Genomic DNA, 15,027 nt, shown 5'->3' with positions numbered 1-15,027 from the left:
GCGATGAACAACAAGTTTATGGCGACTGTGATCGAAGAAAGGCGGCAAATTGGTGAGCATGAGCGAGCGTCCCTGACAGGAAATGCGCCCCCGACCGGCCCATAAAGAACCGATCAACTCATCCATGAAAGGGGCTGAAGCGGGCGAAGATGAAGCTTTTCAACGCGTCATTCCATAGGCAAAGCACGAACCGGACGCGTCCTAATGAAGATGAGGAATCCCCCTACACAGCCCCGCAAACCGAGTTCCCGGCGCGACGGTGCTAGACTCCCGCACCGTCCACTAGCCGACCGATTTCATGTTTCCTTCCTCATCACCACTGCCTCCCGCACCGCTGCAACCCCTGCGTTTCGACTGGCTCCGGGCCGCTGGCGTGGAGGCGGCGATCCTGCGTCTGGACCTCGTCGATCCGCTGATCAGCGGCAACAAATGGTTCAAGCTCAAGCACCACCTGCTGGCGGCTGGGCAAGCCGGGGCGCGGGGCGTCATCAGCCTGGGCGGTGCGCATTCCAATCACCTTCATGCGCTGGCAGCCGCAGGCAAGCGCTTTGGGTTTGCGACAGTGGGGCTGGTGCGCGGGCATCACGTCGAGACGCCGACGGTGCTGGATCTGCAGGCGTTCGGCATGGAGCTGCACTGGCTGGGTTATGCCGGCTATCGCGCGCGGCATGATGCTGATTTCTGGGTGCCGTGGCGCGAGCGCTATCCGCAGCTTTTTCCGGTGCCTGAAGGCGGCGGCGGGCTCAACGGCGCGCTGGGCTGCGCTGACATCATCCAACAGGCGCGCAGCCAGCTCGACAAATTGGGATGGGAGGACTACGACGCCTGGTGGCTGGCGTGTGGTACTGGCACCACATTGGCAGGATTGGTGCTGGCCGAGGCGGGGCAGCATGAGGTGATTGGCGCGATGGCCGTGCCCGACGGGCATGGGGTTGAGGGTAATGTGGAGGAGATTCTTGAAGCTTTCGCGAGCAAGCTCGCTCCCACGGCCCCAGCGTCGTTATCGACATCGGCGACCTTGGTCGAACGTGATCAGAACGCGCGCAACACCACGTCGCCTGCTAACGATAAACCTCAGGGCCACCGCTTGCTCGACGCCAGCCGTGGCGGCTTCGCCAAGACCGATCCCGCGTTGCTCGATTTCATTGCCCGCCATGAGGCGCAATCCGGTATGCCCCTCGAACCGCTTTACACCGGCAAGGCATTGCTTGCGCTGCATGACGAGGTGATCTCGGGCCGCATTGCCAAGGGCACGCGGTTGATTTTCCTGCACACTGGGGGATTGCAGGGCATACGGACCTTCGAATCCGCCCTGGCATATCGCTGACCCCAAAGCGCGCGTCCGGGCACTGGCACGAATCCTGCGGCCGTCACACCCCGACAGGTCGGTCCTGAGTACGTCGGCGACATTTCTGGAGTCGGGCGAGCAGGGCGCTGTACCGATAATCGGATCTTTCCCACGACGCGCGCCGAGGTATGCATGACCACTCCCGTCCTTGAGCAGGTGGACCCTGCCACCTTGAGAAAAGTCATCGTGGCGGCCGCCATCGGCAATTTCGTCGAATGGTTCGACTTTGCGGTGTATGGCTTTCTGGCCACCACCATCGCGCAGCAGTTCTTTCCCAGCGGCGACGCCAGTGCGGCGTTATTGAAAACCTTCGCGGTGTTCGCCGTGGCTTTCGCCTTCCGGCCGCTGGGCGGGGTGTTCTTCGGCATGCTGGGCGACCGCATCGGCCGCAAGCGCACGCTGGCGTTTACCATTCTGTTGATGGCCGGAGCGACGACCCTCATCGGTTTGCTGCCGACCTATGCGGCCATCGGCGTGATCGCCCCCGTCCTGCTCACCCTCATCCGTTGCGCCCAAGGGTTTTCTGCCGGAGGCGAATACGCCGGGGCGTGCGCCTATCTGATGGAGCACGCGCCGCGCACGCAGCGGGCCTGGTATGGCAGCTTTGTGCCGGTCTCGACCTTTTCGGCGTTCGCGGCGGCGGCGATCATTGCCTATGCGCTGGAGGCCTCTTTGAGCACCGTAGCCATGGGCAGTTGGGGCTGGCGGCTGCCGTTCCTGATCGCAGCGCCGTTGGGGCTGGTCGGGCTGTACCTGCGCTGGAAACTGGACGAGACACCGGCGTTTCAGGCGGTCAAGCAGGAGCATGCAGTCGCCCATTCGCCGCTCAAGGAGACCTTGCGCAACCACGGCGCGGCGATCTGCTGCCTCGGCGCCTTCGTGTCGCTGACGGCTTTGTCGTTCTACATGTTCACCACCTATTTCGCGACGTACCTGCAGGTCGCGGGTGGCCTGAGCAGGGCTACCGCGCTGCTGGTGTCGTTGATTGCGCTGCTGTTCGCCGCCGCGATCTGCCCGGTGGCCGGGGCGTTTTCCGACAAGGTCGGGCGACGCGCGACAGTGCTGAGCACCTGCGTCCTGCTGATCGTGGTCGTGTATCCGTCGTTCCTGATGGCCAGTTCCGGTTCGTTCGCTGCGTCGATTGTCGGGGTGATGTTGCTGGCGGTGGGTGCTGTTCTGTGTGGCGTGGTCACGGCGGCGCTGTTGTCGGAGACCTTTCCTACGCGTACGCGTTACACCGCTTCGGCGATCACCTACAACATGGCGTACACCATCTTCGGCGGAACCGCGCCGCTGATGGCGACCTGGCTGATCAGTACGACGGGCAGCAACCTGGCCCCGGCGTTTTACCTGATCGTGATCGCATTGCTGGCGCTGGCGGGCGGCCTGGCACTGCCGGAGACGTCAAAGGTGTCGCTGCATGAGGTTGAGGGTACGTTGACGGCGCGGGGGAGATTGCAGACGGCGGTTTGACCTCCGTGTCTGCCGCAAACAACGCAACGCACAATTCAGCAACAAAGCATGGCAGCGGCGCCCCAAAAAATGGCACATTGGCGGCCCCCTGTGTCGCTGACATGTTCTGTAACGAGTCCCGCGGCGCATCAATTCGATGGATGAACCCGATGGCCGTTACCAGTTCAGCAACCGTGCCCGCGCCCTCTACTCACGCCAGTCCCGTTCCGCAATCAAGTCCTCTGGTCATGCGCATCATTGGTGCCGTGGCGCTGGCGCACCTGCTCAATGACCTGATCCAGTCAATTCTGCCCTCGATCTACCCGATGCTAAAGGCGTCGTACGGCCTGAGTTTCACCCAGGTCGGGCTGATCACTTTGACGTTTCAGGTGACGGCATCGCTGCTGCAGCCCTGGGTCGGTTATTACACGGATCGCCATCCCAACCCCTTGGTGCTACCGGTTGGCTCGTTGTGCATTCTCGGCGGGGTGATGCTGCTGGCGACCGTCGGCAGCTTCCCGTTGATTCTGCTCGCCGCAGGCCTGATCGGCATCGGTTCGTCGACCTTCCACCCCGAAGCCTCACGTATCGCCCGACTGGCCTCAGGCGGGCGCTTTGGTCTTGCGCAGTCGACCTTTCAGGTGGGCGGCAATAGTGGGTCGGCCATCGGACCGCTGCTCGCGGCGGCCATCATCATCCCGTTCGGCCAGGGCCATATCGCCTGGTTCGGGCTGGTGGCGCTGTTTTCCGTGGGCCTGTTGTACGCAATCAGCCGCTGGTACAAGGCGCACCTGGCATTGTTCAAGATCAAGGCCGGGCAGGCGGCGACCCACGGGTTGTCGAAGCGTCGAGTGACCAGTGCGCTGGTGGTGCTGGCGCTGCTGGTGTTCTCTAAATACTTCTACATGGCCAGCTTCACCAGCTACTTCACCTTCTACCTGATCGAGAAATTCCAGCTGTCCGTGGCCAGCTCGCAACTGCATTTGTTCATGTTCCTGGCGGCGGTGGCGGCGGGCACGTTTTTCGGCGGGCCTATCGGTGATCGTATCGGGCGCAAAGCGGTGATCTGGTTCTCGATCCTGGGCGTTGCGCCTTTTACCCTGGCGCTGCCGTACGCCGACCTGTTCTGGACCAGCGTGCTCAGCGTGGTCATTGGTTTCATCCTGGCCTCGGCGTTTTCGGCCATCGTCGTTTACGCCCAGGAACTGGTGCCGGGCAATGTCGGGATGATCGCCGGCATCTTCTTCGGCCTGATGTTTGGCTTCGGCGGCATCGCAGCGGCGTTATTGGGGCACCTCGCGGACCTTCACGGCATTGTGTATGTCTACACCCTCTGCTCCTTCCTGCCGCTGTTGGGCATCCTCGCCATTCTGCTTCCGAGAACGCCAAAGAGATGTTGATAGCCGTCGTGATTTTTCTGATCACCATTACCTTGGTGATCTGGCAGCCCAAGGGCCTTGGTGTCGGCTGGAGTGCAACATTGGGTGCGGTGTTGGCCCTGCTTTTCGGGGTGGTGCATCTGGGTGACATCCCGCAGGTCTGGCACATCATCTGGAACGCCACCGGCACGTTTATCGCGCTGATCATCATCAGCCTGCTGCTCGACGAGGCCGGCTTCTTCAACTGGGCCGCGCTGCACGTGGCGCGCTGGGGCAACGGCAAGGGCCGCCGGCTGTTCGCGTTTATCGTTCTGCTGGGGGCGCTGGTGTCGGCGCTGTTCGCCAACGACGGTGCCGCGCTGATCCTCACGCCCATTGTCATGTCGATGCTGCTGGCGCTGCGCTTTTCGCCGGCGACCACCCTGGCGTTCGTCATGGCGGCGGGGTTCATTGCGGACACCGCGAGCCTGCCGCTGGTGGTGTCCAACCTGGTCAACATCGTGTCGGCCGACTATTTCGGCATTGGCTTCAATCGCTACGCCTCGGTGATGGTGCCGGTCAATCTGGTCAGCGTGGCTGCGACGCTGGCGGTGCTGATGCTGTTCTTCCGCCGCGACATCCCGACCACTTTCGACGCCACACAGCTGGCCGAGCCGGCCTCGGCGATCAAGGATCGGGCGACGTTCATGACCGGCTGGTGGGTGCTGGGGATTTTGCTGGTGGGCTGCTTCGCTCTGGAACCGTTGGGGATTCCCATTAGTGCGATCTCTGCCGTGTGCGCCGTGATCCTGTTGGGCATCGCCGCCAAGGGCCACCGCATTTCGACGCGCAAGGTGCTGAAGGATGCGCCGTGGCAGATCGTGATTTTCTCGCTAGGCATGTACCTGGTGGTGTACGGCCTGCGCAATCAGGGCCTCACCGATTACCTCGCGACCTGGCTGGACCGCTTCGCCGAACATGGCTTGTGGGGCGCGGCGATGGGCACGGGCGTGCTGACCGCGCTGCTGTCTTCGGTGATGAACAACCTGCCGACCGTGTTGATCGGGCTGCTGTCCATCGACGCCAGCCAGGCCCACGGCCTGCTCCAGGAAGCCATGATTTATGCCAACGTCATCGGCAGCGACCTGGGCCCGAAAATTACCCCGATCGGCAGTCTTGCGACCCTGTTGTGGCTGCATGTGCTGGCAAAAAAGGGCGTGACCATCGGCTGGGGCTATTACTTCCGCGTCGGCATCGTGCTGACGGTGCCGGTGCTGTTGATCACCTTGGCGGCGCTGGTGCTGCGGTTGAGCCTGTAACGCGACCGGCGTCCGGCAGGTTCGGCCACAGGTCGGACATGAGAAACAAACGTTCGGCCTCTTCCCAGTGGCCGTCTGCGAGGCAGGTCATGCGCACCAGCAGCTGTCCCGGCGCCAACGGGTCGAGGGCATCGCGCCAGTCCTGAAACTGGCGGGCCGTCCAGGCCTCGTCGCAGCGCGCCGGCGCCAGCCACGCCGGACGCGGTAGTAATTGCCAGCGGCCCTCCAGACTTTGTGCTGCATAAGCGGGCCAGTCCTTTTGATGCAGCCACGTTCCGCGCAGATGCGCGGGATGCGCCCCTTGCGGCGATGCGCCAGTCGTTGGCCAGGGGTAAAACAGATAGCCGCCCATCCACAGCGACGCGCTGACGGTTTCGATCCCTGACGTGGCGAGCAGGGCTCTGCTTTCCGGGCGCGCCGACATGGGCAGTTGATACTGATTCAGGTGCGCGAGCTTCACATCCAGCCGGTCGAGGGCGCCAGGGCCGAGCCAGTGGGCTGGATCCTCGCCGTCCTGACCCTGACGTCCCAGGTACAGCTTGATCGCCAGTTCGACGTGGCGAACGCCTTCTTTGTCCCGCAGCAGCATGTCCAGTTCGCCCAGCGTGCGGCCTTCGCCCTGAATGGGGAGGTTCGCCGCGAGCAGCTCGACGCCAGGCGCGTGCCGAATCGCAAATTGCCACAGCCGCTCGTAATACACCCCGAGCCTGCGGGTTGAGCTTTGCGCCAGCCAGTCGTCGAGCGCGCGGCTGTCTCGGTCCAGCTGCCGCAACAACGCTTCCAGCGCTTCGGGATGCTGCACCCAGTCGCTGCCAGTGAGCGGATGACGCTGCGGCCATTGGGTTTGCGCGAGCAAAGGCGGTGAGAGGATGACCCATGCCAGATCACGCACCTGTGGCGTGCGAAGCTGACGGGGCAGGCTGCTCAGGGTTGGGAAAGGACTATTCATGGAAGGGAGGATAGCGTGAGATTGCCCTGCGCAGGCATCTCCCACGGATGCCATAGGTTCGCCCCTGCTGGTAGTGCTGGCACGATGGGCACAGCGCGCCATTTGCCGCACCCGACCCCTTCGCCCATAATCGCGTTCTTTACACGCATCAAGCCTGCGGGAGCCCCATGGAGCAATTTCGAAATATCGGCATCATTGGTCGACTGGGCAGTACCCAGGTGGTGGAGACCGTTCGCCGACTCAAGAAATTCCTGATATCGCGGCACCTGCATGTGATCCTCGAAGACGCCATCGCCGAGGTCCTGCCGGGCCATGGTCTGCAGACGTCCTCGCGCAAGATGCTCGGTGAAGTCTGCGACATGGTCATTGTCGTTGGCGGCGACGGCAGTCTGCTCGGCGCGGCCCGAGCCCTGGCCAAGCACAACGTGCCGGTACTGGGCATCAACCGCGGCAGCCTGGGCTTTCTGACCGATATCCGCCCCGACGAGCTGGAAGTCAAAGTCGCCGAAGTGCTGGACGGCCACTACCTGGTGGAAAACCGCTTCCTGTTGCAGGCCGAAGTGCGTCGCCATGGCGAAGCGATCGGGCAGGGCGACGCGCTCAATGACGTCGTTCTGCACCCGGGCAAGTCCACGCGGATGATCGAATTCGAAATCTACATCGACGGCCAGTTCGTCTGCAGCCAGAAGGCCGACGGCCTGATCGTCGCCACGCCAACCGGCTCCACGGCCTACGCGCTGTCGGCGGGCGGGCCGATCATGCACCCCAAACTCGACGCCATCGTCATCGTGCCGATGTACCCGCACACCCTGTCTGGCAGGCCAATTGTCGTCGATGGAAACAGTGAGCTGAAAATCGTTGTCTCAAAGGACATGACGATCTACCCACAGGTTTCCTGCGATGGCCAGAACCACTTCACCTGCGCGCCCGGTGACACCGTGACCGTGAAAAAGAAGCCTCAGAAGCTGCGACTCATTCACCCGCTCGATCACAACTACTACGAAGTCTGCCGGACCAAACTTGGTTGGGGCAGTCGGCTTGGCGGCGGGAGCGACTGATGCTCGATCCCGCGCGTAGCTACGATCTGATCGGTGACGTGCATGGTTGTGCCCAGACCCTTGAGCACTTGCTCGACACCCTTGGTTACCGCTTTCAGGCGGGCGTCTGGCGCCACCCTGAACGCATCGCCGTGTTTCTGGGCGACATCATTGACCGCGGCCCGCGCATTCGCGAAGCGCTGCACATCGTCCGAGACATGGTCGAGGCCGGCCAGGCGTTCTGCATCATGGGCAACCATGAATTCAACGCGCTGGGCTGGAGCACGCCGGCGCCGGCCGACAGCGGCAAGGCATTCGTGCGCGAACACACGCCGCGGCACGCCCGTCTGATCGGCGAAACCCTGGCGCAGTTCGAGCAGCATCCCGGTGAATGGAATGATTTTGTCGACTGGTTTTACCAACTGCCGCTGTTCATCGATGCCGAGCGGTTCCGGCTGGTGCACGCCTGCTGGGATGCCAGCCTGATTGCGCCGTTGCGCAGCGTCCATGGCGACGGTCGGATCGACCAGGCCTTCGTGCAGGCTTCGGCGGAACCGGGCAGTTTTGCCAGCGCTGTACTCGATCGTCTGCTGCGCGGCACCGACATGCGCCTGCCCCACGGCATGACCCTCACCGGCGGCGACGGCCTCACCCGCGCCTCGTTCCGCACCAAGTTCTGGGAAGACGACCCGCAGACCTACGGTGACGTGGTGTTTCAGCCCGACGCGCTGCCGGAGCCCGTAGCCCGACGGCCGCTGTCCCCCAGCGAGAAAAACGCGCTGCTGCGTTACGGCGCAGACGAACCGCTGTTGTTCGTCGGTCACTACTGGCGCAGCGGCATTCCCGCGCCGATCCGTCCCAACCTGGCGTGCCTGGATTACAGCGCCGTGCTGTACGGCAAGCTGGTCGCCTACCGGCTGGATCAGGAAACCCGGATCGATCCCGACAAGTTTGTCTGGGTGGATGTCCACCGGCCGGAGATCGCTCAATGAGTCCGGTGGCCGTCATGCGTCTGCCATTGCACACCGACCTCAGCGGCTTCGTTGAATTGCTGCGTCGCCTCAACGTGCCCCATCGGGTCAGCGAAGAGGCCGGCGAACAGGTGCTGTGGGTGCCCGATGCGCCGCAGCTGGCCGACGACATCCGTCAGCTGTACCAGCAATACCCCGAAGGCGATCCGACGGCGCAATTACCGCCGGGCCGCGCAGTGGTCGCGGTGAGCCGGCCGAGCCCGCTGATGCAAGTGCGCAGAAGCCCGGTCACCAGCGTGGTCTTGCTGCTGTGCCTGATCATCGCTGGCGTCACCTTGCTGGGCGACAACTTCGAGGCGTTGAGCTGGCTGACCTTCAATGACTTCCGCGTGAGTGGCGAGTACATCCGCTTTACCCCGTTGGAAACCACCCTGGCGGCGGGGCAGTGGTGGCGCATCGTTACGCCGATGCTGATCCACTTCGGTGTGTTGCACCTGGTCATGAACGCACTGTGGTTCTGGGAGCTGGGCCGACGCATCGAGACGCGCCAGGGCAGTTGGCAATTGCTCGGGCTGACCCTCGCGTTCAGCGCGTTTTCCAACTACGGCCAGTATTTCTGGAGCGGCCCGAGCCTGTTTGGCGGTTTGTCCGGCGTGTTGTATGGCCTGCTGGGTCATTGCTGGATCTTTCAATTGCTGGCCCCCAACCCCATCTACCGTATGCCTCGCGGTGTTCTGGCCATGATGCTGATCTGGCTGGTGGTGTGCCTGACCGGTGTCGTCGGCGTGCTCGGCTTTGGCGAAATCGCCAATGGCGCCCACGTCGGTGGACTGATCATCGGTTGTGCTACAGGTCTCGTGGGCGGTGCATTGGCGCGCCGCAACCCTTAAAATCGCCGGCTTAATTCTGGGAGAACCCAATGTCCTCTTTTGTCGAAATGATCGAAAACATCACCCCCGACGTCTACGAGAGCCTGAAACTGGCGGTGGAAATCGGCAAGTGGTCCGACGGTCGCAAACTGACCCAGGAACAGCGGGAACTGTCCCTGCAGGCGCTGATCGCCTGGGAAGTGCGCAACGTGCCTGAAGACCAGCGCATCGGCTACATGGGGCCGCAAGAGTGCGCGTCCAAGTCAGCGCCGGTGCCCAACATTCTGTTCAAATCGGACTCCATTCATTGATTGAAATCGGTAGAGGCTCTGTCAACAAGATGTCCGCGCGGCTTGAGGCTTCGCGGGTTGAATACGCGTTTCGGCTGGGTGATACGCAGATCCCGGTCAACCCGCTGATCGGCAAGACCGTGCGCCTGGAGTTCCTGGGCGCGATTCATTGCAGCCATTGCGGCAAGCGCACCAAAACCAGCTACAGCCAGGGTTATTGCTACCCGTGCATGCTCAAACTGGCGCAGTGCGACCTGTGCATCATGAGCCCGGAGCGCTGCCACCACGAGCATGGCACCTGCCGTGATCCGGCGTGGGGCGAGCAGTTCTGCATGACCGATCACGTGGTCTATCTGGCCAACTCGTCGGGCGTCAAGGTCGGCATCACCCGTGCCACTCAGCTGCCGACCCGCTGGCTGGACCAGGGCGCCAGTCAGGCGTTGCCGATCGTGCGCTGCGCCACCCGCCAGCAGTCCGGGTTTGTGGAAGACTTGTTCCGCAGCCAGGTCGCCGATCGCACCAATTGGCGCGCGTTGCTCAAGGGCGACGCACCGGCAGTGGACTTGATTGCCATCCGTCAGCAACTGTTCGAGTCCTGCGCCGAAGGCCTGGTCGCGTTGCAGATGCGCTTTGGCTTGCAGGCCATTCAAGTGATGAACGATGTCGAGCCTGTCGAGATCAGATACCCGGTAGAGGCCTATCCGACCAAGATCGTCAGCTTCAACCTGGACAAGGATCCGATCGCCGAAGGCACCCTGTTGGGCGTCAAGGGGCAGTACCTGATCTTCGACACCGGGGTGATCAATATTCGCAAATACACGGCCTACCAACTCGCCGTGCATCAGTAGCCCGTATTAGCAGAAGAAGGGACAACACCATGCGCACCGACCAGCCGAAAATGATTTACCTGAAGGATTATCAGGCGCCTGAGTACCTCATTGACGAGACCCACCTGACATTCGAACTGTTCGACGACCACTCGCTGGTCCACGCGCAGTTGGTGATGCGCCGCAACCCGGAGCGTGGGCCCGGCTTGCCGCCGCTGGAACTCGACGGCCAGCAGCTTGAGCTGCTGTCGGTGAAGCTGGCGGATGTCGATCTGTCCGAGGGCGCGCTGTCACAGAGCGGCTATCAACTCACCGCCGACAGCCTGACCGTGCAGCCGGTTTCCGAGACCTTCACCCTCGACACCACCGTGAAGATCCACCCGGAAACCAACACCGCGCTGGAAGGCCTGTACAAATCCAGCGGCATGTTCTGCACCCAGTGCGAGGCCGAGGGCTTCCGCAAGATCACCTACTACCTCGACCGCCCGGACGTGATGAGCGTGTTCACCACGACCGTCAGCGCCAACAAGCAGGCGTTCCCGATTCTGCTGTCCAACGGCAACCTGATCGCCGCCGGCCCGTCCGAAGACGGCGAGCGTCACTGGGCAACGTGGGAAGACCCATTCAAGAAGCCGGCCTACCTGTTCGCGCTGGTGGCCGGTGACTTGTGGTGCATTGAAGACACCTTCACCACCATGAGCCAGCGCAAGGTCACGCTGCGCATCTTCGTCGAGCCGGAAAACGTCGACAAATGCCAGCACGCGATGGACAGCCTGAAAAAGTCCATGCGCTGGGACGAAGAGGTCTATGGCCGCGAATACGATCTGGACATCTTCATGATCGTCGCCGTCAACGACTTCAACATGGGCGCCATGGAAAACAAGGGCCTCAACATCTTCAACTCCAGCGCCGTGCTGGCCCGCGCCGAAACCGCCACCGATGCCGCCCACCAGCGCGTCGAGGCCATCGTCGCCCACGAATATTTCCACAACTGGTCAGGCAACCGCGTGACCTGCCGCGACTGGTTCCAGCTGTCGCTGAAGGAAGGCTTCACGGTGTACCGTGATTCAGGCTTCTCGGCCGACATGAACTCGGCCACGGTCAAGCGCATCCAGGACGTCGCTTATCTGCGCACTCATCAGTTCGCCGAAGACGCAGGCCCTATGGCCCACGCTGTGCGCCCTGACAGCTTCATCGAGATTTCCAACTTCTACACCCTGACGGTGTACGAGAAGGGCTCGGAAGTCGTCGGCATGATCCATACGCTGCTGGGCGCCGAGGGCTTCCGCAAGGGCAGCGATCTGTACTTCGAGCGCCACGACGGCCAGGCCGTGACCTGCGACGATTTCGTCAAGGCCATGGAAGACGCCAACGGCGTCGACCTGACCCAGTTCAAGCGCTGGTACTCCCAGGCAGGCACGCCGCGTCTGGCGGTTAGCGAGTCGTATGACGCTGCGGCGCAAACCTACAGCCTGACGTTCCGTCAGAGCACACCAACCACGCCAGGGCAGCCGGGCGATCAGAAGCTGCCGTTCGTGATCCCGGTGGCCATGGGCTTGCTGGACCCACAAGGTCAGGAACTGCCACTGCGCCTGCAAGGCGAAGCCCCCGCGGTGAACACCTCCCGCGTGCTGTCAGTCATCGAGGCCGAGCAGACCTTCACCTTCGTCGACATCGCCGAACAGCCGCTGCCTTCGCTGCTGCGCGGGTTCTCCGCGCCGGTGAAACTGAGCTTCCCGTACAACCGCGATCAACTGATGTTCCTGATGCAGCACGACAGCGATGGCTTCAACCGCTGGGATGCCGGTCAGCAACTGTCGGTTCAGGTGCTGCAGGACATGGTCGCGCAGCATCAGAAAGGCGAGCCACTGGTCATGGACCAGCGCCTGATCACCGCGCTGCACACCGTGCTGACCGACGACAGCCTGGATCAGGCCATGGTCGCCGAAATGCTCTCGCTGCCGGGTGAGGCGTACCTCATCGAGATCAGTGAAGTGGCTGACGTCGATGCCATTCACGCAGCGCGCGAGTTCGCCCGTCAGCAATTGGCCGACAACCTGAGCGACGCGCTGTGGACGCGCTACCAGACCAACCGCGAGCTGTCGAAGCAAACCCCGTACGTTGCCGCTTCCGAGCACTTCGCGCGGCGTGCGTTGCAGAACATCGCGCTGTCCTACCTGATGCTGACCGGCAAGCCGGACGTACTGGCCGCCGCCATCGACCAGTTCGACACGGCCGACAACATGACCGAGCGTCTTACTGCGCTGGCCGTGCTGGTGAACTCGCCGTTCGAGGCCGAGAAGGCCAAGGCGCTGGAGGTGTTCGCGGAGAACTTCAAGGACAACGCGCTGGTCATGGATCAGTGGTTCAGCGTGCAGGCGGGCAGCACCTTGCCGGGCGGTCTGGAGCGGGTCAAAGCGCTGATGCAGCACCCGGCGTTCACCCTTAAAAACCCGAACAAGGTGCGTGCCCTCATCGGCGCCTTCGCCGGGCAGAACCTGATCAACTTCCATGCGGCGGACGGCTCGGGCTATCGCTTCCTCGCCGATCTGGTCATCCAGCTGAACGGGTTCAATCCACAGATCGCCTCGCGTCAGTTGGCGCCGCTGACCCGCTGGCGCAAGTACGACAGCGCGCGCCAGGCGCTGATGAAAGCGGAACTGGAGCGCATCCTCGCCTCCGGCCCGCTGTCGCCGGATGTGTATGAAGTGGTGAGCAAAAGCCTGGCGTAAGTCGGGCGGTTGTTGAAAAGGGCTGTCCGTTTGCGCGGACAGCCCTTTTTCATGGCCGCTGATTTATGGTTTTAGCGGCTTCGGAGGCTGTCTTGCACGCGATGCCTTGGTAGGACTGGCTTTAGCCGGGAAGAGGCCGGTTTGTGCGCCATCCATGTTGCGGTGTAACGAATGACGCCTTCCCGGCTGAAGCCGGTCCCACAAGTCGAGACGTCCGAGGATTTCGGCGAGCGGGGGATCAGGCGTTGAAGCCGATGATCGCCTTGGTCTCCAGGTACTCTTCAAACCCCATCACACCGTATTCCCGGCCGTTGCCCGACCGTTTGTAACCGCCGAACGGGGCCATGGGGTTCCATGCGGGATGGTTGAGGTGCACTTGCCCGGCACGAATGCGCGAGGCGACGGCGCGGCCCAGATCAAGGTTAGTCGCCTGCACGTGGGCGCCCAGCCCGTACACCGTGTCATTGGCGATCGCTACCGCTTCGTCGATCGTGTCGTAGGCGAGGATGCACAGCACCGGACCGAAGATTTCCTCTTGGGCGATGCGCATCGCCGAGTCGACTTCGGAGAACACCGTCGGCCGGGTGTAGAAGCCTTTGTCGAAGCCCGACACACGGCCCGGCCCGCCGCACAGCAACTTCGCCCCTTCACTGATGCCGGTCTGGATCATCGCCTGAACGCGGCTGAACTGGGCCTGGTTGGCAATCGGGCCGAGTTGGGTGTCGGGCGATTGCGGGTCGCCGACGATCAAGGCGTTGGCAGCCTCGGCGGCGAGCGCTTCGACTTCGGCGAGCCTGGCGCGGGGCACGATCATGCGGGTGGGGGCGCTGCACGACTGGCCGACGTTGCGAAAGGCCGACATCACCCCCAGCGGCACCACTTTGGCGAAGTCGGCGTCCGACAGCATGACGTTCGGCGATTTGCCGCCCAGCTCCTGCGTCACGCGTTTGACCGTCACCGCGGCGGCTTGCGCAACCAAGGCGCCGGCGCGGTTCGAGCCGGTGATGGAAATCATGTCTATGTCGGGGTGCGCGGCGATGGCGGCGCCGACGTCGGGGCCGCTGCCGTTCACCAGGTTGAACACGCCGGGCGGCAGGCCTGCGTCGTGGACCAGTTGGGCAAACAGCAGGGCGCTCAACGGCGACAGCTCGCTGGGTTTCAGCACCACCGTGCAACCGGCGGCAAGGGCCGGCGCGACCTTGGCGGTGATCTGATACAACGGCCAGTTCCACGGCGTGATCAGCCCGCAGACGCCGATGGCTTCGCGCTCAATGGCCGTGGTGCCTTCAACGGTCTGAAAGCGATAGGTCAAGAGCAGGTCCCGGGCGACCCGCACGTGTTCGGCGGCCAGCGGCACCTGCATGGCGCGGGAGAAACTGATGGCCGCACCCATCTCCAGTGACAAGGCCTGGGCGAGCGGTTCTGTGCGCTCAAGGATCAGCTCAAGGATTTTCCCCAGGATCGATGCGCGTTCTTCGACCGGCGTTGCCGACCAGCCCGGGAACGCCGCACGGGCCGCGGCGACAGCCCGATCAACGTCCTCGGCCGACCCGCTTGCGACCTCGGCCACCACCTCTTCAGTGGCCGGATTGACCACCGGCAGACGGGCCGGAATCGCGGGAGAGGTCCACTCGCCGTTGATGTAAAACTGCCCGGCATTTTCCAGCGCCATACCGCGGGTGTTTGAGAAGTGTGGGGTCATCCGGCTAGCTCCCTGGAGCGGTCATAAGTGCGGCGAACAGCAAGTCCTGTCGTCCCGATACGCTAACAAACCGGCCCTGGCAAAAGATGCCGTTGTTGCGGTTTGCAAGGAAGAATCTGCTGAATCCTGCAGCGCTGCCGCTGACGCCTTCCCGGCTAAAGCCGGTCCTACTA

General features: G+C 62.9%; 12 protein-coding genes. 10 read left to right on the top strand and 2 right to left on the bottom strand.

Annotation, left to right across the window (positions count from 1 at the left end; genetic code table 11):
* The first annotated feature begins 298 nt into the window (after positions 1-298).
* The 4 genes from VF672_RS05885 to VF672_RS05870 all read left to right on the top strand — a co-directional run bounded on the left by VF672_RS05885 (position 299) and on the right by VF672_RS05870 (position 5,477).
* Positions 299-1,327 (top strand): 1-aminocyclopropane-1-carboxylate deaminase/D-cysteine desulfhydrase, encoded by a 1,029-nt coding sequence (locus tag VF672_RS05885; protein ID WP_331102436.1) that lies wholly within the window; start codon positions 299-301, stop codon positions 1,325-1,327.
* 153 nt (positions 1,328-1,480) lie between these two features.
* The gene (locus VF672_RS05880) at positions 1,481-2,821 is read left to right on the top strand and encodes an MFS transporter (RefSeq protein ID WP_331102435.1); all 1,341 of its coding nucleotides are present in this window, start codon (positions 1,481-1,483) and stop codon (positions 2,819-2,821) included.
* Between the two features lie 149 nt (positions 2,822-2,970).
* Complete coding sequence (locus VF672_RS05875; protein ID WP_331102433.1) at positions 2,971-4,200, top strand: MFS transporter; 1,230 nt, start codon at positions 2,971-2,973, stop codon at positions 4,198-4,200.
* Positions 4,194-5,477 (top strand): arsenic transporter, encoded by a 1,284-nt coding sequence (locus VF672_RS05870; RefSeq protein ID WP_331102431.1) that lies wholly within the window; start codon positions 4,194-4,196, stop codon positions 5,475-5,477. The genes VF672_RS05875 and VF672_RS05870 overlap by 7 nt, the downstream gene beginning before the upstream one ends.
* Here VF672_RS05870 and VF672_RS05865 read toward each other — a convergent pair.
* Positions 5,440-6,426, bottom strand: coding sequence for a DUF1853 family protein (locus tag VF672_RS05865; protein WP_331102430.1), 987 nt, complete (start codon positions 6,424-6,426; stop codon positions 5,440-5,442). The genes VF672_RS05870 and VF672_RS05865 overlap by 38 nt on opposite strands.
* Positions 6,427-6,593: 167 nt before the next feature.
* On the opposite strand from VF672_RS05865, the gene VF672_RS05860 reads away from it, so the two are divergent.
* The 6 genes from VF672_RS05860 to pepN are packed head-to-tail and all read left to right on the top strand — an operon-like array spanning position 6,594 to position 13,152.
* Positions 6,594-7,484 carry an NAD(+) kinase gene (locus VF672_RS05860; RefSeq protein ID WP_037011709.1) on the top strand — a complete coding sequence of 297 codons (891 nt, stop codon included), beginning with the start codon at positions 6,594-6,596 and terminating at the stop codon, positions 7,482-7,484.
* Positions 7,484-8,455, top strand: a complete 972-nt coding sequence (locus tag VF672_RS05855; RefSeq protein ID WP_331102426.1) for a metallophosphoesterase — start codon at positions 7,484-7,486, stop codon at positions 8,453-8,455. The genes VF672_RS05860 and VF672_RS05855 overlap by 1 nt, the downstream gene beginning before the upstream one ends.
* Positions 8,452-9,324: a rhomboid family intramembrane serine protease gene (locus tag VF672_RS05850; RefSeq protein WP_331102424.1), complete on the top strand. Its 873-nt coding sequence runs from the start codon at positions 8,452-8,454 to the stop codon at positions 9,322-9,324. The genes VF672_RS05855 and VF672_RS05850 overlap by 4 nt, the downstream gene beginning before the upstream one ends.
* Before the next feature lie 29 nt (positions 9,325-9,353).
* Entirely contained in the window at positions 9,354-9,614 is a 261-nt protein-coding gene (locus VF672_RS05845; RefSeq protein WP_074888021.1) for a YeaC family protein, read from the top strand.
* Complete coding sequence (locus VF672_RS05840) at positions 9,611-10,441, top strand: DUF2797 domain-containing protein (protein ID WP_331102419.1); 831 nt, start codon at positions 9,611-9,613, stop codon at positions 10,439-10,441. The genes VF672_RS05845 and VF672_RS05840 overlap by 4 nt, the downstream gene beginning before the upstream one ends.
* Before the next feature lie 29 nt (positions 10,442-10,470).
* A complete protein-coding gene (pepN, locus tag VF672_RS05835; RefSeq protein ID WP_331102417.1) occupies positions 10,471-13,152 on the top strand; it encodes an aminopeptidase N in 2,682 nt (893 codons plus the stop codon).
* A gap of 238 nt (positions 13,153-13,390) precedes the next feature.
* On the opposite strand, the gene VF672_RS05830 is transcribed toward pepN, so the two are convergent.
* Positions 13,391-14,854: an aldehyde dehydrogenase family protein gene (locus VF672_RS05830; RefSeq protein ID WP_331102415.1), complete on the bottom strand. Its 1,464-nt coding sequence runs from the start codon at positions 14,852-14,854 to the stop codon at positions 13,391-13,393.
* Between the last annotated feature and the right edge of the window lie 173 nt (positions 14,855-15,027).

Origin of the sequence: Pseudomonas sp. (assembly GCF_036387035.1) — a bacterium.
Classification (GTDB): domain Bacteria; phylum Pseudomonadota; class Gammaproteobacteria; order Pseudomonadales; family Pseudomonadaceae; genus Aquipseudomonas.
The sequence above is the reverse complement of the archived record's forward strand: the minus strand, read 5'-3'. Positions and strand labels throughout refer to the sequence as shown.